Raw genomic sequence first — 19222 nt, 5'->3', positions numbered from 1 at the left:
GTTAATACTCCTCTGGTTTGTGGGCGTCCTGGTTTAGCTTGGCTACCAACTTGCCTTCGTGGGCATGGACACTGGCGTAAAATTGGGGACGGCCACCAATGGTGACCGGACAGCGGGCGTGCATGTGAATCGGCAGGATGTCCCCCTGAGACAGGGCGTTGAGCACACTGACCGGCACCGCTTGCCGGGCTAATTCAACTCGGGCCTTGACCGGTATCTGGGTCAGTCGCTGCTGAACCCGCTGCTTGAGATCTTCTGGAACCTGGTGTTCGGACGGCTTCTCCGCCAGGGAGCCGAGCAGGGCGTCGGACACGTACAGGCGAATCGGCTCAAACGGGTGACTGGATGGCCAACCGAACTGCCAGCATACCGGTGCCTGCAATCCACTCAGGGTAGGAATGGTTTCCAGCTCCACCTGATTCAGATTGAGTTTGGTCTTAGGCAGGGTTTCCAGCGCTGCGGTGACGATGCGGTGCGCCAACCTCAGTTCCGAGTGACTGATGGCCCGCATCGGGCTGACCAGCCTCTGACTGGAGCCACCGTAGTAGCTGCTGGCCAGTTGATCCAGGGTGCAGCGGTCGATGGCCAACCAGGCCAGAGGGGTTCGGCCCAGCGACAGCACAAAATAGCCGGTGCCGGTGGCCGGATCCTCGGGACTTTGCTCCAGACTGATGTTGCTGGGCGTCGCTTGCCCCTGGCGCATCAGGGGTTTGAAAATCTGCAATATGGCATCCAGCATCTGGCTGTGCCCCTGCTCGAGCTGACGCAAAAGGCGACTGCGAGCGAGTTTTTCCTGCACTAAAACAACGGGCCTGACCGACTGTTTTGAGGAAACAGGAAGAAGTTTTGCTTTAGCGGTTGTTTTCATCATTTCGCGTCTATTTTTTGAACTCGAATTCGTTTTATAAGCTGGATAAAATAGTTTTTGCTATTGATGGTCCGGACATCTTGTTGTCCAAAATCTCTCCGGTTCATCTTTGTGCATAGGCAGTACATTTATTTGCCAGAATTTTTTACTTCGTATTTTGACAGTGTTTCTTTTTCGTCAATAAATCGACAATTGTCAATATTCCGTGTCTGTAAATGCCATTCAAATCAGCTTGGGGGCTAACCGTATCAGCACTTGTGGCTGGATTCAATGGTGGGAGGTTAATATTGTGCCAAATTCAAAATTGGCCGATAAATTGAATTTTGCTTGTTGATTTTTGCCCGGAATAAATACTAATCTTCAAGCCTAAAAATAAATGCCAAGTGTGTATCATGCCTGCTTTTTTAAATAGTTTATTTTTGACGGTAGTCGTTTTTCCGTCACTCGCATTTGCCTCGGTGATTAAATATCAGACCGAGCTTGAGCGAGCCAGTTGGAATTTTGACGGTGACAAATTTCAGTGTCGTTTAATTCATGATGTCAGTGATTTTGGTCAATTCATTCTGTCTCAAAATGCCGGCGGACCGCTGACGTTGCAGTTGAAAGCAGATTGGTTGCCCGCCGCGGGCATCGACGCCAGTTTTCGTTTACTGCAGCCTCAGTGGCAAAGTGTCGACAGTCAGGCTGAGCGACGCTTTGGCGCGCGTTGGCAGTCCGGTCAGGCCACCATGGTTCAGACCGCAGAAGGATTTTTACAGTCACTGGAGATGGGCTGGAACTGGCAGGCCCAGCTGAGCGACAGCAAGGGCCAGCAGTGGTGGGTCAACAGTGCCAACGTCAATGGCCAGCCCGCTAGCCTGGCGATGCGCCGCTGCCGGAATCAGTTGTTGCCCATGTCTTATGAGCAGGTACGCCGATTGCAACTGAGTTACCCCAGCGGCAGTGTGGAAGCAGACACCAAAATGGCCAGATACATCGATGCGGCGGCTCAGTACACCTTGGCCGACCCCCGCATTACCAAGGTGCTGGTGGATGGGCACACCGATGACCAGGGCGACAGCCTTTCCAATCTGGTGTTAAGCCGCACTCGGGCCGATGAGATTGCCGCCCGACTGGTGGCCGCCGGCGTGCCTGCAGACAAGCTGGAGATTCGAGGCCACGGTGAACGCTTTCCCTTGGCGACCAACGGTTCCCGCAAAGGCCGGGCCACCAATCGTCGGGTCACTATCCGCCTGGTGATGAATAACGACGACACCCCCATTTCAACGGATGATGAGCTGGATCTGAATGCCACGCTGCCAAAATCCCTCAACGGTCAGGTAACAGTAAAATGAGTGACTATTCCATTCGCGTCGTCGGTTGCGAGCTCGGCAGCCGTGATAAGAAGCAATTGGATCTGCAAGGGTTTTCATTGCTGTCGGCGGACTGTACACAGCCGGCCTGGTTGACGTTGGTGGGGCTGACCGAGTGTGCTCCCGAACAGGTGGCCGAGCGCTTGGGGGCCGTCAAGGGAGAGTTGAAGGTAGCCCTGGTCGAGCCGGAGCAAAGTGAGCTGGCCAGTGCCGCTCTCAGTGCCGGTGCTCAGGACTACCTGTTGTTGCCTCTGGATGTGGAGCAGCTGCACCGGTTGATCACCCGCTTGATCAGCATTGAGTCCAGCCGCCAGGAGTTGGTGGCCGTTTCGGCGGCCAGTCGCCAACTGTTGATGCTGGCCCACCGAGCGTCGGCCACCGAGGCCAGTGTATTGCTCAGTGGTGAGAGCGGAACCGGCAAGGAACAGTTGGCGCGCTACATCCATCGCCACTCCAGCCGGGCCGAGAAGCCGTTCATTGCCGTCAACTGCGCCGCCATTCCGGAATCGATGCTGGAGTCGGTGCTGTTCGGGCACAGCAAGGGCGCCTTTACCGGCGCCCATGCCGATAAGGCCGGCAAGTTTGAGCTGGCCAACGGTGGCACCTTGCTGCTGGATGAGATTGGCGAGATGCCGCTGATGCTGCAGGCCAAGCTGTTGCGGGTGCTGCAGGAGCGCGAAGTCGAGCGCCTGGGTTGTCACCGCAGTGTGGCACTGGACATCCGCATCATCGCCGCCAGTAACAAGGATCTGCGCAAGGCCGTCAGCGAAGGCCAGTTCCGCGAAGATCTGTTCTACCGCCTGGATGTGCTGCCGCTGACGTTGCCGCCGCTGCGAGAGCGCAAAGACGACATTTTGCCACTGGCAGAGCATCTGCTGCTGCGGCACCAGAATCTGGCCGGTAACGATCGTTGCTACTTCAGTGAATCGGCGCGAGCGGCACTGGTGGCTCACGACTGGCCCGGCAACGTGCGCGAACTGGATAACTGTGTGCAGCGGGCCTTGGTGATGCGCCGTGGCTGTGCGCTGCAAGCCCTGGAGCTGGGTTTGCCTCAACAGGCGCTGACGACGGTTGCCAGCGCCGGTACCGGCCTCAAGGCCTCCAAGCAGCAGGCGGAGTTTCAATTCATTATTGATACCCTCAAACGTTTTGGCGGCCATCGCAGCCGCAGTGCCGAAACATTAGGGATGACCACCCGGGCACTGCGCTACAAGATGGCGCAGATGCGCGAGGCGGGGATCGATGTGGACGCCATTCTAAAAAGCGCTGATTGCGCTGCCTAACCAGAGAGTCAGTAAAGATGATGACCATTACAGAGCAATCGATGCTGTCGACCATGGCGGCGGCCAAGGAGCGGGCGGCCGGTGAGATTCGGCCCAACCCGGATCAGGGCCCGCACCGGGCCGGCAGTTTTTCTGAATTGATGTCGGAAAAAGTGGAAGCGGTCAACGCGGCCCAGAACATCGCCTCGGCGCGCACGGCGGCGGTGGAATCTGGCGAATCCGACGACCTGGTCGGTGCCATGGTGGCCTCCCAAAAGGCCAGTCTGTCGTTCAGTGCCATGGTTCAGGTGAGAAATCGCCTGGTTCAGGCGCTGGATGAAATCATGAAGATGCCGATGTAGGGATAACAGATGTCAACGGTAATTACTCAAAATCCCGATGCGTCGGTAGCCTCCCCCTGGGATGGCATTAAAGGTGGCTGGAATAAGCTGAGCCAGTCCAGCGGTGGGGAAAAGCAAGTCATTGTGGTCTCCATACTGGCGGTGGTGGCGGCGATGGTGATCGTCATGGTGCTGTGGAGTTCCAGCACCAGTTATCGGCCGCTGTACGGCAACCAGGAAGGCTTCGACAGCGCCCAGATCATTGAGGTTCTGGAAACCGAAGGCCTTAACTACCAGATTTCACCGACCACCGGACAGATTCTGGTGGAGTCGAGCCGAGTCGGTGCGGTGCGGATGTTACTGGCCGCCAAAGGCATCAAGGCCCAGTTGCCTTCTGGCCTGGATGACATCAACAGTGACATTACCAGCAGCCAGTTTATGGAGCAGGCTCGCTATCGCCATGGCCTGGAGGGAGAGCTGTCCCGCACCATCATGGCGCTGGATGCGGTTCGAGTCGCCCGGGTGCATCTGGCCATCCCTAAGCGGACGCTGTTTATTCGAAAACAGGACACCCAAGCTTCGGCTTCGGTGATGATCGATCTGGAGCCAGGGCAGAACCTGACGTCTGCCCAGGTGACTGCGGTGGTCAACCTGGTGGCCGGCAGCGTGGCGGGGCTGGATGCCACCAAAGTGCAGTTGGTGAATCAGTATGGTGAGCTGCTCAGTGGCAATGATGCCGCAGGCAATGGCATCAATGGTCTGAGCGATCTGCAGGTGCAATACACCCAAAGCCTGGAGCAACAGCTGATTGCACGCGCCGAAGCGATGCTGCTGCCGGTGCTGGGGCCATCCCAGTTTCGGGTCCAGGTCGCCGCCAAGGTTAACTTCGACCAGGTGGAGGAGACCGAGGAGAGTGTCGATCCCACCTCGGTGATTCGCGAAGAGAAGACCAGCAGCATGCAAAACAGCGGCTCCATGGCGTTGGGTATTCCCGGAGCCCTGTCCAATCAGCCGCCACAGCCGGACGGACAGGAGAAGCAAAATGTCTCCACCAACCTCACCGAGGAGGCCAGCCGCAGCTTTGATGTCGGTCGTTCGGTACGCCACACCAAGTATCAGCAGGCGCAGCTGCAGCAGCTGTCGGTGTCGGTACTGGTGAACGAAGAGGTGGCCAACGGCAGTCAGTGGCAACAGGCGCAACTGCAACAGATGGGACAGATGGTGAAAGACGCCATCGGCTTCGACCAGGTCCGTGGTGACAGCTTTTCGTTGACGGTGTTCCCGTTTGCCGTAGTAACGGCGACGCCGGTGGAGCCGCTGCCTTGGTGGCAGATGCCTGAGTACCAGCAGTACCTGCGTTACCTTCTGGGTGCCCTGGTCGCGCTGTGCCTGATCTTCTTCGTACTGCGGCCGCTGGTCGGCCACCTGATTAAGGTGGAGAAGTTACCGGCCTATGTGCCACCGGTGGCGGATGAACCCCTGCCTGAGCTGGAACCCCCAGTGGAGCAGAAAGAGGATTCGAAGGGGCTGGCCAGTGCCATCGTGGCGCTGGGACTGCCTGAGCCCGGCTCACCGCTGACGGTGCAGCTGGAACACCTGGGCCTGTTGGCTAATGAAGAACCGGCCCGAGTGGCGGAAGTGATCGGCAAGTGGATCGGAGCAGACAAACGTGACTAAAGCCTCGAATCAAAACCAGATGGAGAGCATTGAGCAGGCGGCGATGCTGCTGCTGAGCATGGGCGAGGAGGGCGCCGCCAAGGTGTTGGCGCACCTGGACCGGGCCGATGTGCAGCGTCTGAGCCACAAGATGGCACGGCTGAGCAACATCTCCCAGGATCAGGCCGGTGGCGTGTTGAGCCGCTTCTTCGATGAGTACCGTGGTCAGTCCGGCATTGCCCGGGCTTCCAGGGGGTACCTGCAACGAACCCTGGACATTGCCCTGGGCGATCGGGTTGCCAAAGGCTTGATCGACAACATCTACGGTGACGAAATCCAGACCCTGGTTCGCCGGCTGGAGTGGGTCGACGCCAAATTGCTGGCCCACGAAATCACCCATGAGCACAGCCAGTTGCAGGCGGTTTTGTTGGGGCTGTTGCCGGCGGAGAATGCGTCGCTGGTGCTGCAGCACCTGCCCAGCCACTGCCATGACGAAGTGTTGCTGCGCATCGCTGCGCTTGGCGAGCTGGATCGGGATGTGGTGGAAGAGTTGCGGCAACTGGTGGAGCGCTGCGTGGCCATTGCCATGGAGAAGAGCCACACCCAGGTTGCCGGCGTTAAGCAGGTGGCCGACATCCTCAACCGCTATGAAGGCGATCGCGAACAGCTGATGTCGGTACTGCGTCTGCACGACAACCGTCTTGCGACTCAGGTGGAAGACAACATGTTTGATTACATCATTCTGGGTCGCCAGAAGGATGAAACCCTGCAGAAACTGTTGGCAGAAGTGGCACCAGAAACCCTGGCGTTGTCTCTGAAAGGGGTCGATGGCAACTTGAAGAAGGCGATTCTCAAGGCGCTGCCGAAGCGGATGTCCTCCTCCATTGAGGTTCAAGTCGAGGCCATCGGGCCGGTGGCATTGAGCCGGGCCGATCAGGCCAGAATGGAGGTGATGGAGAAAGCCAAGGCGATGATGGAAGCCAAAGAGCTTGAGTTGCAACTGTTTGAAGAACCGGTGGTGGAATAATGAGTCAGAATCGCTGGAGTATGAATCCGTCCCGGGCGCGACTGTTTCACTTTCCGCCGTTAGCGGCGCAAGCCGCCAGTCACGGTGAGGAAGAGAGTCAGTACGGCAGTTTTCAACAGGCGATGGATCAAGGCTATCAGGAGGGCCTGGAACAGGGCCGCCAAAGCGGTTACCAGGAAGGGCTGGAGCAGGGGCGTCAGGCCGGTGAAAAAGCCGGTTTCGCTCAGGGTGAGCACAATGGCCTGGCCGCCGCCCGCCAATCCATGGACGCGCAATTGAATCAGTTGCTGACGCCGATGACCGCGCTGCAGGAACTGCTAAGAGAAGGTCACGAACAGCAACTAAACAGTCAGCAGGAGTTGATTCTCGAGTTGGTGAAACGGGTGGCCGAGCAGGTGGTTCGCTGCGAACTGACCCTGCATCCTCAGCAGATTCTCAGCCTGATTGAAGAGACTCTGGATGCGCTGCCCGATGGCCGTGAAGATCCGACCATCGTGTTGGAGCCGTCGGTGGTGGCGACCCTGAATGAGCTGGCCGCCGATAAGGTCGCCAACTGGAAGCTGCAGTCGGATGCGACGCTGGCGGTGGGTGACGTTAAAGTGATCACCGAACAGTGTGAAGCGGATGCCTCCACTCAAAGCCGCCTGGATGCCTGCATGGAGCAGGTGGGCAAGCATCTGGTGGATGATCATGGCGCGGGTGCTTAATTTCAGCATCCACCCCAAGGTGCCGGTAGCCACCATTTATGGCCGCCTGGTTCGAGTTAACGGGTTGATGCTGGAAGCGGTCGGTTGCCAACTGGGCACCGGTGACCGCTGCCTGCTGTCCTGCCGTGATGGCAGCGAGGTGGAAGCGGAGGTGGTGGGGTTTGAAGGCGCCACCCTGTTGCTGATGCCGATTCATGCCACTCGAGGCCTGATGCCCGGCGCTCGGGTTCGTCCCATCCCCTCTGCGGCGCAGATTCCTGTCGGTGCCGGCCTGCTTGGCCGGGTGCTGGATGGCAATGGCCGCCCCATCGACAATCAGGGGCCGCTGACCGCCTGCCATTGGCAGGCGGCCCACCTGAATGTACCCAACCCATTGCTGAGAAAACCCATCGACGGCCAATTGGATGTGGGGGTGCGTGCCCTCAATACCCTGCTGCCCATTGGCAAAGGCCAGCGGCTGGGGCTGTTTGCCGGCTCCGGTGTCGGTAAGAGCGTGTTGCTTGGCATGATGACCAAGTACACCCGTGCCGATGTGGTGGTGGTGGGGTTGATCGGGGAGCGGGGCCGTGAGGTACGCGAGTTCCTCGATCACGCCCTCGGCGAGGAGGGGCGTCGCCGTGCCATCGTGATTGCGGCGCCGGCAGACACCACTCCGCTGATGCGCCTCAGGGCGGCTCGATTGTGCCATCAGATCGCCACCGGTTTTCGGGATCAGGGCCAAGACGTGTTGCTGCTGATGGACTCGTTGACCCGCTATGCCCAGGCGCAGCGGGAGATCGGTCTCAGCCTTGGCGAGCCGCCGGCAACCCGGGGTTATCCGCCATCGGCGTTCTCGACGCTGCCGTCTCTGGTTGAGATGGCGGGTAACAGCGACCACCCTCAAGGAAGCCTGAGTGCCCTGTACACGGTATTGGCCGAAGGAGACGATCAGCAAGACCCCATTGCCGATGCGGCCCGGGCCATCCTCGATGGCCACATCGTGCTCAGCCGTACTCTGGCGGAGCAGGGGCACTTTCCTGCCATCGACATCAATGCCTCGGCCAGCCGAGTCGCCGATCAACTGCACAGCCAGGAACAACTGCAGCGAGCCCAGCGCATTCGACGCTTGTTGGGTCGTTATCAGGAGGTGCGGGAGTTGCTGCCTCTGGGAGGCTATCAGCCAGGCCAGGATGCCGAATTGGATATGGCGGTGCGCCATTATCCGCAACTGTCACAGTACCTGCAGCAGGATCGGTCTCAGCCGGTCGATCTGCACCAATCAGAGAGCCAGTTGATGGCGTTGTTATCGGAGATCGAACATGGTTGATGCCAAAATCAAGCGGCTGAAAGAGCGACATGAACAGCAGATGGCACAGCTGGGGCAACAGCGTCAGCGTAACCAGCATCGACTGGAGCAACTGCAGCGGCGTCAACACTCCCTCAGTCAGGCTCTGGAGCGAGCTCAGTCCGAGTCTGCCGGCATCAATCCCATGAGCTGGCAGAATCGGTCTCACTGGCAGGGACAGTTGATTCCGGCCCAGGGAAAGGTGCTGCGGGAGCAGCAATTGGCACAACAAGAGCTTAATCGGGTCGGGAAGTTGTGGCAGAACGCCTTGTCAAAACGGCAGGGACTGGCCTGGTTAGAGCAACACAGGTTGCAACAGCACCAGGCGGGGCAGCGACGTGCCGAACAACGGCAGCAGGATGAGAGCGGCCTTAGGGCCGCGGGGCGCCATAGTCGTTCTGGCGAGCGGCCTCGGCGTCAGGATTGACCAACCGGTTCAGGGTGCGCTGCTGACCACTCAACAGTCGCCCGTTGGCGTCGTTTTCGGCCTTGCAATGCACCACCAGTTGTTGCAGTTGTTGCCACATCAGCGACACCTTCTTACCGGAATCACCGGGAATCGCCGCCAACAGCCGATTCATGCCTTTGTCGTCTTCGGGTAACCCCAACGACTGTAGAATGGTGCTTCGAGTGCGGGCGTTGGCCGTGAGCGACTGACACAGCTTATCCTGGCGGGGATTGTGCTGTTGCAGTCCGTCGATGTCACGGCGTTGCATCAATTCACGCTGAAACTTCAGCAAGCTTTTCAACTGCTGGTAGCCTTTCACATCCAGTTGAATGCCTTTTACGAGTTGTCGGACCTGGTCAGCTTTATTCACAGTTTAGGTCCATGCTCTTCCAGCATTGCTTCGGCAATCCGGTCCAGATCGATGGGATAACCTTCCGTCGCCAATTCCGCTTGCAACTGGGCGACCTTGTTGTAATCGACGCTGTCCATCTCATCCAACTCTTTGCTGGCCTGGTTCAGCTGCTGCCACTCCTGACTCACGGTCTGGGATTGGTTCTCGGTCTGGTGCTTACTGACAGGCGCCTCATTCGGCTTAGTGTCTGACGGTTGCACCGCGGTTAATTGGGGAGTTAATGGGCTGATTTCCATGGGACTCTCTCGTTCAATGGGCCTTATGCTTGTTAATAGCGACACCAAATTAGCGAAACTTAAAAATTTGTTTTCACCCTACCGGGGGCCACCACGTAAGCGGACACTTGCTTACCTGAGCTGAGGTTGCGTACTCGAATGGCCTCTCCCTGGCTGCCCGCGGCCAGGGCCACGCCTTTGGTGCTGGCCACAAAGCTGCCGTCGCTGGCTTCGATGATCACCTCCTGACCTTTCTCTACCCACAGCGGCGATTGCAGCTGACCGGCCCTGATGGGATCGCCGGCGCGAATGCTGCGTTTGGGGCGCAGGCCGTCGATGGCATCCGGGGTCATCAGGGTGGCCCGATCCCGCTGTCGGAATTGGTGTTGCTGCCAGGTCAGTTGCTCGGCGCTGATGGGCTGGTCGGCCACCAGTTTTTGCCGCGCCACGGGAATGGTGGCGGTCATTACGACTTTGGCCCTGACAAACAGCGACCAGGCCGGGGTCGGGCAGCTGACCTGCCGCTGCTGTTGGCCGCCGGGAAAGCCATTGGCGTTGCCGTCGACCGACAGCGGCGCCTCACAGGGTGACAACCTTTCAACGCCCCGGGGCAGTACCACAGTGATCGAGGTGGGCTGCCAACGGCCGGGTTGGTCGTGTTGCCATTGCTGCACCTGCCGTTGCAGCTGCTGTTCCACAGCGGCGCCAATCTGTTCGCCAGCTTTCGCCGGCGAAGCCAGGGCAGGAACGGATCCGGCAAGCGGAAGTGCCGCCATTATCAGGGGGAGGAACAGGGAAATTCCGCTTCCGTTTCTGGCCGTCTGCAATGTCTAACCTTATGTATTTTATGGATTAAAAATTATGGCATGACTTTTGTAAGGTGTCTGCCATCGGTTGTACACACACGTTACTAGGAGTTGCCATGGCTATCAACCTTGAATCAGCACTTGGCCTGCATGCCCAGGGGCTGGACTTAAGGGTGGAGCGCACCAAGATTTTGGCCGCCAATCTGGCCAATGCCGAGACCCCGGGCTATCAGGCCGTGGACATCGACTTTGCCGCCGCCATGCAGCGCTACCAGAGCAGCGGTGAAGTTCAGCGCAATTACCAGATGGGCTATCGAGTGCCGCACCAGATGTCTGCCGACGGCAACACCGTGGAGCTGGATCAGGAGCAGGCGCGGTTTGCCGCCAATAGTATGGATTTCCAGACCAGCCTGACGTTTCTGAATATGAAGATAAATGGCATCCGTACTGCCATTGAGGGTCAGTAACCATGTCGTTTAATCAAATCTATGACATTGCCGGCAGTTCCTTGGCCGCGCAAAGCCTGCGATTGAATACCGTGGCCAGTAACCTGGCCAATGCCGATTCTGCCGCCGCATCGGCGGATCAGGCTTACCGGGCCGTAAAACCGGTGTTTCGCGCGGTGTATGAGCAGATGAACCAGGTCGGCCAGGTTCCCAGTGCCAGCGTCGAAGTGGCGGCGGTGGTTAACACCGACGCGCCGGTGGAGATGCGTTACGAGCCGAATCATCCCTATGCCGATGAGAAGGGCTTTGTGGCCTATTCCAATGTTAACCCCGTGGCTGAGATGGCGGACATGATGGCCGCCACACAGAGCTTCGAAGCCAGTGTCAATGTGATGAACCGGGCCCGTTCCATGCAGCAGGGCCTGCTTCAACTTGGGAGTAAATGATGAGCGTTAATGCGGTATCCGGTGCCAACGGCACCAGCGGCAACAACCAGGTTGCCCCCCAGGGTAACTCCGGGGCGGATCTCAAAAATGAGTTCATGACCCTGATGATTGCCCAGATCGAGAACCAGGACCCGACCGACCCCCTGGATGCCAACGAGTACGTGGCTCAATTGGCTCAGTTCTCCCAGGTAGAAAGCCTGGAGTACATCCGTGAGAACCAGTCCACCCAGATGACCATGATGGAGAATTCGGCCATCGTGCAGTCGGCCTCATTGCTGGGCAAAGATGCCATGGTTAAGGCATCGGATTTTACCCTGGGCAGTGAGCCCATCGACGGTAAGGTCTATCTGGAGAACAACGCCGATAACCTGCAGGTTGAGGTTCTGGATGAGCGGGGTCAGGTTGTGGCGACGGTGGAGCTGGGGGCTCAGGGCAAAGGCGATGTGGGCTTTAGCATCGATCCTGAGGCGTTAGGCCTGGCTCCGGGGGAATACAGCCTCAATACCAAGGCCACCGCCGGCGACGCCAACCTGAGCGTCAATACTTTCTTATCGGCTCCCATTGAAAAGATCCATTTTGCCAGTGCGTCAGGAATGATGATGGCGGAGATGGGCAACGGCCTGGGTACGGTTTCCGTACTTGAAATCAGCGAAGTAAGCGCTAACGACACTCTGTCCGCGCAACAATAATCCTGAGGAAATTATGTCTTATAACATCGCCATGAGCGGCCTGCGTTCCACCAACCAGGAGCTCTCCACCATCAGTAACAACATCGCCAACGCCTCCACGGCCGGATTCCGTGGTGCGCGGGCCGAGTTTGCCGCCGTTTACAACGGCGGCCAGGCCGGCGGTGTCGCCATGACCGGTGCCAGCCAGAACTTTTCCCTTGGCGGGTCTATGACCTACACCGGGCGCGAGCTGGACCTGGGGATTCAGGGCAATGGCTTCTTCATGGTGAATGGCAGCGACGGTTCCACCCTGTACAGCCGTGCCGGCATGTTTAATCAGGATGCCGAAGGCTACGTGGTCGACCCTTATGGCAACAAGCTGCAGGGTTACCCGGTCGGTCCTACCGGTGACGTGATGACCGGTAACGTCGGCGACATCCAGGTTCAGGCCGGCTCCATTCCGGCCCAGGCGACCACCAACATCAATATGACCGCCAACCTGGACGCCCGAGTGACCGCCATTGACCCGGTGGCCAAGCCTTTTGATTCCACCGACGTCAGCACCTACCACTCTTCCAACACCGTGTCGGTGTACGACTCTCAGGGCAACGAACACGCGCTGACCCAGTACTACGTCAAAACCGCCGATAACACCTGGAACGTGCACTACTCCGTCGATGGCACTACCCTGACCGACGTCAACAACGTCAGCTTCGATACCGACGGCAACATGACCGGCGGCGCCATCGACAACCTGACCATTACCGGTGCCACACTGGGTACCGGCGCCAGCGACATGACCCTGGCCCTGGAGTGGAAGAACACCACCCAGTACGGCTCTGACTACAACACCTCCAGCATCGACCAGAATGGCAACACCTCCGGTGAGCTGGTCGGGGTCCGGGTGGACGAAGATGGCTTCCTGTACGGCACCTACACCAATGGTGAAGAGAAGCTGCAGGGGCAGGTGGTGCTGGCGAGCTTTACCAACCCCAATGGCCTGGAAGCGGTCAATAACACCTCATGGGCCGCCAACCAGGCCGCTGGGGCTCCCGCAGTTGGTGCCCCGGGCAGCGGCACCCTGGGCAGTGTTTCCTCCGGTTACATCGAGGGCTCCAACGTCGATCTGACCGCCGAGATGGTGAATCTGATGACCGCCCAGCGAAACTACCAGTCCAACGCTAAGGTACTGACGGCGGCGGATACCATGAACCAGTCTCTGCTTAACGCCATCTAGGTGACCCATGGATAAGTTGCTCTATACCGCTGCCAGCGGCGCCGATCGAGTCATGGCAGCTCAGGCCCTGAGGGCTAATAACCTGTCTAACGTGGATACCGCCGGTTTCCGAGCCGACCTGGAACGGGTTCAGGCGCTGACGGTCTCCGAGACCCGGGTGATGTCGCAGCTGGGCAGTGCCGGCATCAGTGAGAAGGGCGGCAAGCTGGCCCCGACCGGACGCACCCTGGATCTGGCCGTGGTGGAGAGTGGCTTGTTTGTGGTGCAGACCGCCGACGGTGAAGCCTATACCCGAGCTGGCCATATGGTGCTGGATGATAACGGCCAGATGATGCTCGAAGGCCGGGTGGTGGCGGGCGTGGATGGCCCCATTGTGGTGCCGGAATACAAAGAGCTGTTTGTCGGTGATGACGGCATGGTCAGCATCACCCCCGCCGAAGGTGGACTGATTGAAGAGATCGGTCAGTTGAAACTGGTGGACGCGCCATTGGCCGACATGGTCAAAGGCCTGGATGGGCTGCTACGCCCCGCCGATGGCGTCCCTCTGCCCGCCGACGGTCAGGTGCGACTGGTGAGTGGTTTCCTGGAAGGCAGCAACGTCGACGCGGTTCGCGAATTGGTGGCGTCGATGGATCTCAGCCGCCAGTTTGAAGTTCAGATTAAGTTAATGAAAAGCGCAGAGACCCTGGCCAAGTCCGGGAATCGTCTGCTAGCTAACGTATAAGGGAGATACCATGAGCTCTGCTTTGTGGATCAGTAAAACCGGCCTGACGGCCCAAGACACCAAGATGACGGCCATTGCCAACAACCTGGCCAACGTCAACACCACCGGCTTTAAGCGTGACCGGGTGGCATTCAACGATCTGTTCTACCAGGTGCAGCGCCAGCCCGGTGGCCAGATTGATGAACTCAACGACCTGCCTTCCGGCCTGCAACTGGGTACCGGTGTGCGGGTGGCGGGCACCCAGAAGGTGTTCACCACCGGTGCCATGGTCACCACCGAACAGCAACTGGACATGGCCATCGAAGGCCAGGGCTTTTTCCAGGTGGAGTTGCCCACCGGCGATCTGGCTTACACCCGTGACGGCCAGTTTTATCGCAATGCCGACGGCATGATGGTGACCGCCGGCGGATTGCCGATGGTGCCGCAAATAACCATTCCCGAAGAAGCGCTGACGGTGACCATCGGTACCGATGGCCGGGTTACGGCGCAAATTGCCGGCCAGGCGGAAGGCGAGGAGTTGGGGCAGATTACGCTGGTGAACTTCATCAATGCCGCCGGTCTGGAAGCCATGGGCGACAACCTCTATAGCGAGACCGGAGCCTCCGGTGTGGCGGTAGAAGGGGTGGCCGGTGAGCAAGGCATGGGCACCCTACGCCAGGGGGCGCTGGAAGGGGCCAACGTTAATGTGGTGGAAGAGATGGTAGAGATGATCTCGACTCAGCGGGCGTACGAAATGAACGCCAAGGTGCTGACCGCTTCCGATGAAATGATGCAGTTCCTGAATCAGACCGTATAAGGAGTTGGCCGTGAGAGTTTGGATTGCCGTGTTGTTGCTGACCCTGCTTGGGGGCTGTGCGTCTCACTTTCCTGAGGCCGAGCCTCAGCCGAATGCCAAGGAGTGGGCGCCGCCGACCATCGACTACAGCCTGCCGAACGCCGAAAACGGCAGCCTGTACCGCCCGGGCTACATGCTGACCCTGTTCAAAGACAAGCGTGCTTACCGCGAGGGTGACATCCTGACCGTCAACCTGGATGAGCGCACTCAGGCCAGCAAAAAAGCCGACACCTCCACCAGCAAAAGCACCAACCTCAAGGCCAATGGCGAGGCGGCCTTTGGCAGTGGCGACAGCTACTCCGGCAGTGGCGCCATGGGGACCGGTCACGAATACAGCGGCAATGGCAGCTCCAGCCAGCAAAACCAGCTGACCGGATCCATTACCGTGACGGTGGCCAAGGTGATGCCCAATGGGGTGCTGTTGATTCGGGGGGAAAAGTGGCTGCGTCTAAACCAGGGCGATGAGTACCTGCGTCTGGTGGGACTGATTCGAACCGACGACATCGACACCCAAAACAACCTGTCATCGCAGCGCATTGCCGATGCCCGCATCATCTACGGCGGCAAGGGTGCCATCGCAGACAGCAACGCCATGGGCTGGGCGGCGCGTTACTTCAATAGCCCCTGGTTTCCAATGTAGGACCCGCTATGCGAATCTTTTTGACCCTGATAATGATGCTGGCGCTGCCGGTGTCGGCTGAGCTGCAAACCCGACAGATGATGGACCTGGTGGATGTCCAGGGGATTCGGGACAACCAATTGGTGGGGTATGGCCTGGTGGTGGGCTTAACCGGCACCGGCGATAAGAGCCAGGTGAAGTTCACCAGTCAGTCGGTGGTTAACATGCTCAAGCAGTTCGGGGTTCAGTTGGACAGCAATTCCAATCCCAAGCTGAAAAACGTGGCGGCGGTGGCGATTCATGCCACGGTACCGCCCCTGGCCAGCCCGGGTCAGCAGTTGGACGTTACCGTGTCCTCCATCGGCGACGCCAAGAGCCTGCGTGGCGGCACGCTGTTGCTGACGCCGCTGCGAGGTGTGGATGGCGAAGTGTACGCGGTCGCCCAGGGCAACCTGGTGGTGGGCGGCATCTCTGCCGAGGGTCGCAATGGCACCTCGGTCACGGTGAACGTGCCCACCGTGGGCACCATTCCCAGCGGCGCCCTGCTGGAGCAATCGATTCCCAGCACCTTTGGCGCCAACAGCGACATTGTCCTCAATCTAAAACGGCAGAGTTTCAAGACCGCCCGCAACGTCGAGCGGGCCATTAACGATACCTTTGGCCCGGATGTGGCCAGAGCCCAAAGCAATGCCAAGGTGTTGGTGCACGCCCCCAAGGACCTGCGCCAGCGCGTGACCTTTATGTCGATGCTGGAGGAGCTGGAGGTTCAGCCCGGACGGCGCCCTGCCCGAGTGGTGTTTAACAGCCGCACCGGAACCGTGGTGATGGGGGCCGATGTCAAGGTACATAAGGCTGCCGTCAGCCATGGTCATCTGACGGTGGCCATTACCGAGCAACCCGTGGTCAGCCAGCCTGGCGCCTTCGCCGGTGGCCAGACTACGGTGACCAACAACAGCAGCATCGACATCAGCCAGGGGCAGAAGCCGATGTTTGTCTGGCCGGAAGGCACCTCTCTGGAGACCATCGTCAAGGCGGTCAATTCTCTCGGTGCCGCACCGGCGGATCTGATGGCCATATTGCAAGCGCTGGATGAAGCCGGGGCCCTGGACGCTGAACTGGTGGTGATGTGATGGAAGTGATGGCAAATCAAGGTTACCTGGGACGGCTGGATGCCAGCCAGATTGTGGCCCAGCATGGTCAGCAGGGCGCGATTCGTGCCGTCAGTGAGCAGTTTGAAGCCCAGTTCCTGCAGACGGTGCTCAAGCACATGCGGGCGGCTTCGGACGTTCTGGCTGACGAAGACAGCCCGCTGTCGTCGCAGAACGACGGGGTGTACCGGGATCTGTATGACGGTGAGCTGGCGTTGTCTCTGAGCGGTAAGGCCAACACCGGGTTGGTGGAGGCACTGACCCGGCAATTAGGCGGCCAATTAAAGTCGCAGCCTGATGGGGTCGCTGTATCACAGCAGCAACCCACAACCGCTGCCATGCAGCAAGCGGTGATACTCCCTTTTGTGGCTAAGGAACCCCGATGAGTAACATGATCAATATAGGCTTGTCCGGCCTGCTGGCCAGTCAGTCCGCCTTGTCGGTCACCTCCAACAACATTGCTAATGCCAACGTGGCCGGGTATTCACGTCAGCAGGCGATGCTGGCCACCGTCTCAGGCGGCGCCTATGGCAACGGGGTGGCGGTAACCGGTGTGCGGCGCATCGCCGATCAGTACCTGGTGGACCAGGTGTGGTCCAATGCCAGTAACTCCGAGTTTCATGCGGTGCAGAAAAGCTATTTCGGTCAGGTGGAGCAGATCTTTGGTTCCGAAGGGTCAGACATCTCTGCCGGCCTGGACCAGTTGTACGCGGCTCTGAATGCGAACCTGCTGGCGCCCGATGACATCGCCACCCGCCAGTCCGCTTTGAATGAAGCTGAAGGCTTAGCACTGAGGTTCAATGCCATCAACGATGGTGTTCAGAGCCAGTTTGACCAGATTGAGAGCCAGTTGGGCGCCTCGGTGGTTGAGGCCAATGTGCATTTGGGGCAGATCGCCCGCCTCAACAGCGAAGTGAAATCTCACGGTGGGGTGGAAACCGCGCCGCCGGAGTTGCTGGATGAGCGTGATAACGTCATCGCCGAGCTGTCGAAGTTGATGGACGTGAGCGTGTCTGAAAACAAAGACGGTACCCTGAATGTGGCGCTATCTCAGGGACAGCCGCTGGTGGTGGGGTCGACGGCGGCCGAGCTGTCGTTGGCACCGGATCCGGCCAACCCGGAGTTCGGCCTGTTGTCGCTCAGTTTTGGCGACAACCAGTTTTCCCTGGATGAGGGCATCGAAGGCAGCATGGGATCACTGCTGGATTACCGCGACAACAGCCTCAAAGACTCCAAGGCGTTTATCGATGAACTGGCCCAGCAAATTGCCGATGAGATGAATACCGTATTGATGGCTGGCACCGATCTTGACGGCAACCCGCCGACCCAGGATCTGTTCAGTTACGATCCGGCCAACCCCGCCGGTACCCTGAAGGTCACCGACGGGTTTACGGCGGACAAACTCGCTTTTGCCAAGGATGGCACGCCCGGCGATAACAGCAATCTTAAGGACCTGATCGATTTGGCCAATAAGCCGCTGACCTTTGTCTCCCTAGGGCTGGAAAGTACCATGGGCGACGCCTTTGCCTCCAAGATGGGGCAGCTGGGATCCTCCAGTCAGCAGGCTAAATTGAATGCCGATTCTTCGGAGCAGTCGCTGATTCGAGCCCAGAGTGACTGGGCCGGCGTCAGCGGTGTTAATACCGATGAAGAGGGCGCTAACCTGATTTTGTATCAGCAGGCGTATCAGTCGAATGCCAAGGTGATCTCCACCGCCGATCAACTGTTCCAAACCGTACTGCAAGCATTTTAAGGAGAGGGGATGCGAGTCTCTAACCAACAGCTGTATCTGAATAACATGTACAGCATGCAAAATAACTCCAATAACTTGGGCGAGCTGTTGCAGAAAATGGCCTATGGCAAGAGCATTCTTAAGCCATCGGATGATCCCATCGGTGCGGTGCAAGTGATGACGGTGGCGCGGGATCAGGCGGCCACCAGCCAGTACGTGGACAACATCGGCGCCTTGTCCGACAGCCTGGATCGCAGTGAAAGCTACTTGACCAGCATGATCGACATTCAGAATCGAATGCGGGAGATCATCACCTCCACCGGCAACGGCTCGTTGTCCACCGAGGACCGTCAGGCCTACGCCGATGAGTTGACCGAGTTGCAGGAAGCCATGGTGGACATGGCCAATGCCAAGGATGACAAAGGCAACTACATCTTCTCTGGCAACGAGACCGATACGGCACCGGTGACCAAGGATGCCTCTGGCAAGTATGTCTACAGTGGTGACAGCAATACTCGAGAGGTGCAGGTCTCTGACTCCACCTGGATCACGGCCAACAGTGGCGGTGATGAACTGTTCTTCAATAACGCCAGTGACGACATCTTCAATGGCCTGAGTGATTACATTGCGGTTTTGGAGGATCCGACATTGGGGCCGGGTGATCCCACTTTCGATGGCCAACACGCCGGAATGCTGTCTACCCTGGATGACACCCTTACCAGCATCAGTGGTGTGGTGACCAGCATTGGTGGTCGCCAGAACAGCCTGGAGCTGATTGAGTCCTCCCACGCCGACATGATGCTGTTCAACGAACAGCTAATGGGAGAGGTGTCCGGCCTGGATTATGCCGAGGCCCAGACTGAATATGAAAACTCACTGGTGGCAATGAGAATTGCCCAGCAGAGTTACGTGAAGATTGCTCAGTTGTCTCTGTTTAACGAGATGTAAG

At 58.6% G+C, this 19222-nt stretch carries 23 protein-coding genes; 19 read left to right on the top strand and 4 right to left on the bottom strand.

Annotated features, from left to right (window positions below; translation table 11 throughout):
* Position 1: 1 nt before the first annotated feature.
* Complete coding sequence (locus J8Z22_RS14750; protein ID WP_169629337.1) at positions 2-799, bottom strand: FliM/FliN family flagellar motor switch protein; 798 nt, start codon at positions 797-799, stop codon at positions 2-4.
* 527 nt (positions 800-1326) lie between these two features.
* Here J8Z22_RS14750 and J8Z22_RS14745 point away from each other — a divergent pair.
* Genes J8Z22_RS14745 through J8Z22_RS14710 form a run of 8 tightly spaced genes read left to right on the top strand, consistent with a single transcriptional unit; the run spans position 1327 to position 8964 of the window.
* Positions 1327-2202 (top strand): OmpA family protein, encoded by an 876-nt coding sequence (locus J8Z22_RS14745; protein ID WP_051252956.1) that lies wholly within the window; start codon positions 1327-1329, stop codon positions 2200-2202.
* Positions 2199-3503: a sigma-54-dependent Fis family transcriptional regulator gene (locus tag J8Z22_RS14740; RefSeq protein WP_028114933.1), complete on the top strand. Its 1305-nt coding sequence runs from the start codon at positions 2199-2201 to the stop codon at positions 3501-3503. The genes J8Z22_RS14745 and J8Z22_RS14740 overlap by 4 nt, the downstream gene beginning before the upstream one ends.
* Positions 3504-3520: 17 nt before the next feature.
* Positions 3521-3844, top strand: coding sequence for a flagellar hook-basal body complex protein FliE (gene fliE, locus J8Z22_RS14735; RefSeq protein ID WP_252006918.1), 324 nt, complete (start codon positions 3521-3523; stop codon positions 3842-3844).
* A 9-nt stretch (positions 3845-3853) separates the two neighbouring features.
* Entirely contained in the window at positions 3854-5500 is a 1647-nt protein-coding gene (gene fliF / locus J8Z22_RS14730; protein WP_028114935.1) for a flagellar basal-body MS-ring/collar protein FliF, read from the top strand.
* A 19-nt stretch (positions 5501-5519) separates the two neighbouring features.
* Positions 5520-6506, top strand: a complete 987-nt coding sequence (locus J8Z22_RS14725; protein ID WP_035416459.1) for a flagellar motor switch protein FliG — start codon at positions 5520-5522, stop codon at positions 6504-6506.
* Positions 6506-7213, top strand: coding sequence for a flagellar assembly protein FliH (gene fliH / locus J8Z22_RS14720; protein WP_028114937.1), 708 nt, complete (start codon positions 6506-6508; stop codon positions 7211-7213). The genes J8Z22_RS14725 and fliH overlap by 1 nt, the downstream gene beginning before the upstream one ends.
* Complete coding sequence (locus J8Z22_RS14715) at positions 7197-8519, top strand: FliI/YscN family ATPase (protein ID WP_028114938.1); 1323 nt, start codon at positions 7197-7199, stop codon at positions 8517-8519. Before fliH ends, J8Z22_RS14715 begins: the two co-directional genes overlap by 17 nt.
* Positions 8512-8964 carry a flagellar FliJ family protein gene (locus J8Z22_RS14710; RefSeq protein ID WP_028114939.1) on the top strand — a complete coding sequence of 151 codons (453 nt, stop codon included), beginning with the start codon at positions 8512-8514 and terminating at the stop codon, positions 8962-8964. Before J8Z22_RS14715 ends, J8Z22_RS14710 begins: the two co-directional genes overlap by 8 nt.
* On the opposite strand, the gene flgN is transcribed toward J8Z22_RS14710, so the two are convergent.
* The 3 genes from flgN to flgA are packed head-to-tail and all read right to left on the bottom strand — an operon-like array spanning position 8909 to position 10388.
* Positions 8909-9355, bottom strand: coding sequence for a flagellar protein FlgN (gene flgN / locus J8Z22_RS14705; RefSeq protein ID WP_028114940.1), 447 nt, complete (start codon positions 9353-9355; stop codon positions 8909-8911). The two genes, J8Z22_RS14710 and flgN, sit on opposite strands and share 56 nt — an antisense overlap.
* Positions 9352-9633: a flagellar biosynthesis anti-sigma factor FlgM gene (flgM, locus tag J8Z22_RS14700; protein WP_028114941.1), complete on the bottom strand. Its 282-nt coding sequence runs from the start codon at positions 9631-9633 to the stop codon at positions 9352-9354. Before flgM ends, flgN begins: the two co-directional genes overlap by 4 nt.
* Before the next feature lie 59 nt (positions 9634-9692).
* Complete coding sequence (gene flgA / locus J8Z22_RS14695) at positions 9693-10388, bottom strand: flagellar basal body P-ring formation chaperone FlgA (protein WP_051252958.1); 696 nt, start codon at positions 10386-10388, stop codon at positions 9693-9695.
* A 146-nt stretch (positions 10389-10534) separates the two neighbouring features.
* Here flgA and J8Z22_RS14690 point away from each other — a divergent pair, with 146 nt between their 5' ends.
* The 11 genes from J8Z22_RS14690 to flgL are packed head-to-tail and all read left to right on the top strand — an operon-like array spanning position 10535 to position 19221.
* Positions 10535-10885: a flagellar basal body protein gene (locus J8Z22_RS14690; protein WP_028114943.1), complete on the top strand. Its 351-nt coding sequence runs from the start codon at positions 10535-10537 to the stop codon at positions 10883-10885.
* A 2-nt stretch (positions 10886-10887) separates the two neighbouring features.
* Entirely contained in the window at positions 10888-11310 is a 423-nt protein-coding gene (flgC, locus tag J8Z22_RS14685; protein ID WP_028114944.1) for a flagellar basal body rod protein FlgC, read from the top strand.
* Positions 11310-11999: a flagellar hook capping FlgD N-terminal domain-containing protein gene (locus tag J8Z22_RS14680; protein WP_028114945.1), complete on the top strand. Its 690-nt coding sequence runs from the start codon at positions 11310-11312 to the stop codon at positions 11997-11999. The genes flgC and J8Z22_RS14680 overlap by 1 nt, the downstream gene beginning before the upstream one ends.
* A gap of 13 nt (positions 12000-12012) precedes the next feature.
* Positions 12013-13215: a flagellar hook protein FlgE gene (gene flgE / locus J8Z22_RS14675; protein ID WP_028114946.1), complete on the top strand. Its 1203-nt coding sequence runs from the start codon at positions 12013-12015 to the stop codon at positions 13213-13215.
* Positions 13216-13222: 7 nt separating this feature from the next.
* Positions 13223-13939, top strand: coding sequence for a flagellar basal body rod protein FlgF (locus J8Z22_RS14670; RefSeq protein ID WP_028114947.1), 717 nt, complete (start codon positions 13223-13225; stop codon positions 13937-13939).
* Between the two features lie 10 nt (positions 13940-13949).
* Complete coding sequence (gene flgG / locus J8Z22_RS14665; protein ID WP_028114948.1) at positions 13950-14735, top strand: flagellar basal-body rod protein FlgG; 786 nt, start codon at positions 13950-13952, stop codon at positions 14733-14735.
* A 10-nt stretch (positions 14736-14745) separates the two neighbouring features.
* Positions 14746-15414 carry a flagellar basal body L-ring protein FlgH gene (gene flgH, locus J8Z22_RS14660; protein ID WP_028114949.1) on the top strand — a complete coding sequence of 223 codons (669 nt, stop codon included), beginning with the start codon at positions 14746-14748 and terminating at the stop codon, positions 15412-15414.
* A gap of 32 nt (positions 15415-15446) precedes the next feature.
* The gene (locus J8Z22_RS14655) at positions 15447-16523 is read left to right on the top strand and encodes a flagellar basal body P-ring protein FlgI (RefSeq protein WP_245595642.1); all 1077 of its coding nucleotides are present in this window, start codon (positions 15447-15449) and stop codon (positions 16521-16523) included.
* 8 nt (positions 16524-16531) lie between these two features.
* Positions 16532-16927 carry a rod-binding protein gene (locus J8Z22_RS14650; protein WP_245595638.1) on the top strand — a complete coding sequence of 132 codons (396 nt, stop codon included), beginning with the start codon at positions 16532-16534 and terminating at the stop codon, positions 16925-16927.
* Positions 16924-18294 (top strand): flagellar hook-associated protein FlgK, encoded by a 1371-nt coding sequence (gene flgK / locus J8Z22_RS14645; protein ID WP_252006917.1) that lies wholly within the window; start codon positions 16924-16926, stop codon positions 18292-18294. The genes J8Z22_RS14650 and flgK overlap by 4 nt, the downstream gene beginning before the upstream one ends.
* Positions 18295-18303: 9 nt before the next feature.
* Positions 18304-19221 carry a flagellar hook-associated protein FlgL gene (gene flgL, locus J8Z22_RS14640; protein ID WP_252006916.1) on the top strand — a complete coding sequence of 306 codons (918 nt, stop codon included), beginning with the start codon at positions 18304-18306 and terminating at the stop codon, positions 19219-19221.
* The last annotated feature ends 1 nt before the right edge of the window (position 19222 follow it).

Origin of the sequence: Ferrimonas sp. SCSIO 43195 (assembly GCF_023716685.1) — a bacterium.
Taxonomy (GTDB): domain Bacteria; phylum Pseudomonadota; class Gammaproteobacteria; order Enterobacterales; family Shewanellaceae; genus Ferrimonas; species Ferrimonas kyonanensis.
This window is presented reverse-complemented; position numbering and strand designations above follow the sequence as displayed.

Coding starts and splice junctions, on each gene's coding strand:
- flgM (WP_028114941.1), bottom strand. CDS start 9,633: ATGGAAATCAGCCCATTAACTCCCCAATTAACCGCGGTGCAACCGTCA.
- J8Z22_RS14710 (WP_028114939.1), top strand. CDS start 8,512: ATGGTTGATGCCAAAATCAAGCGGCTGAAAGAGCGACATGAACAGCAG.
- J8Z22_RS14715 (WP_028114938.1), top strand. CDS start 7,197: ATGGCGCGGGTGCTTAATTTCAGCATCCACCCCAAGGTGCCGGTAGCC.
- J8Z22_RS14655 (WP_245595642.1), top strand. CDS start 15,447: ATGATGCTGGCGCTGCCGGTGTCGGCTGAGCTGCAAACCCGACAGATG.
- J8Z22_RS14670 (WP_028114947.1), top strand. CDS start 13,223: ATGGATAAGTTGCTCTATACCGCTGCCAGCGGCGCCGATCGAGTCATG.
- fliH (WP_028114937.1), top strand. CDS start 6,506: ATGAGTCAGAATCGCTGGAGTATGAATCCGTCCCGGGCGCGACTGTTT.
- J8Z22_RS14740 (WP_028114933.1), top strand. CDS start 2,199: ATGAGTGACTATTCCATTCGCGTCGTCGGTTGCGAGCTCGGCAGCCGT.
- fliF (WP_028114935.1), top strand. CDS start 3,854: ATGTCAACGGTAATTACTCAAAATCCCGATGCGTCGGTAGCCTCCCCC.
- flgA (WP_051252958.1), bottom strand. CDS start 10,388: ATGGCGGCACTTCCGCTTGCCGGATCCGTTCCTGCCCTGGCTTCGCCG.
- flgE (WP_028114946.1), top strand. CDS start 12,013: ATGTCTTATAACATCGCCATGAGCGGCCTGCGTTCCACCAACCAGGAG.
- flgL (WP_252006916.1), top strand. CDS start 18,304: ATGCGAGTCTCTAACCAACAGCTGTATCTGAATAACATGTACAGCATG.
- fliE (WP_252006918.1), top strand. CDS start 3,521: ATGATGACCATTACAGAGCAATCGATGCTGTCGACCATGGCGGCGGCC.
- J8Z22_RS14690 (WP_028114943.1), top strand. CDS start 10,535: ATGGCTATCAACCTTGAATCAGCACTTGGCCTGCATGCCCAGGGGCTG.
- J8Z22_RS14680 (WP_028114945.1), top strand. CDS start 11,310: ATGAGCGTTAATGCGGTATCCGGTGCCAACGGCACCAGCGGCAACAAC.
- flgG (WP_028114948.1), top strand. CDS start 13,950: ATGAGCTCTGCTTTGTGGATCAGTAAAACCGGCCTGACGGCCCAAGAC.
- J8Z22_RS14650 (WP_245595638.1), top strand. CDS start 16,532: ATGGCAAATCAAGGTTACCTGGGACGGCTGGATGCCAGCCAGATTGTG.
- flgK (WP_252006917.1), top strand. CDS start 16,924: ATGAGTAACATGATCAATATAGGCTTGTCCGGCCTGCTGGCCAGTCAG.
- J8Z22_RS14725 (WP_035416459.1), top strand. CDS start 5,520: ATGGAGAGCATTGAGCAGGCGGCGATGCTGCTGCTGAGCATGGGCGAG.
- flgC (WP_028114944.1), top strand. CDS start 10,888: ATGTCGTTTAATCAAATCTATGACATTGCCGGCAGTTCCTTGGCCGCG.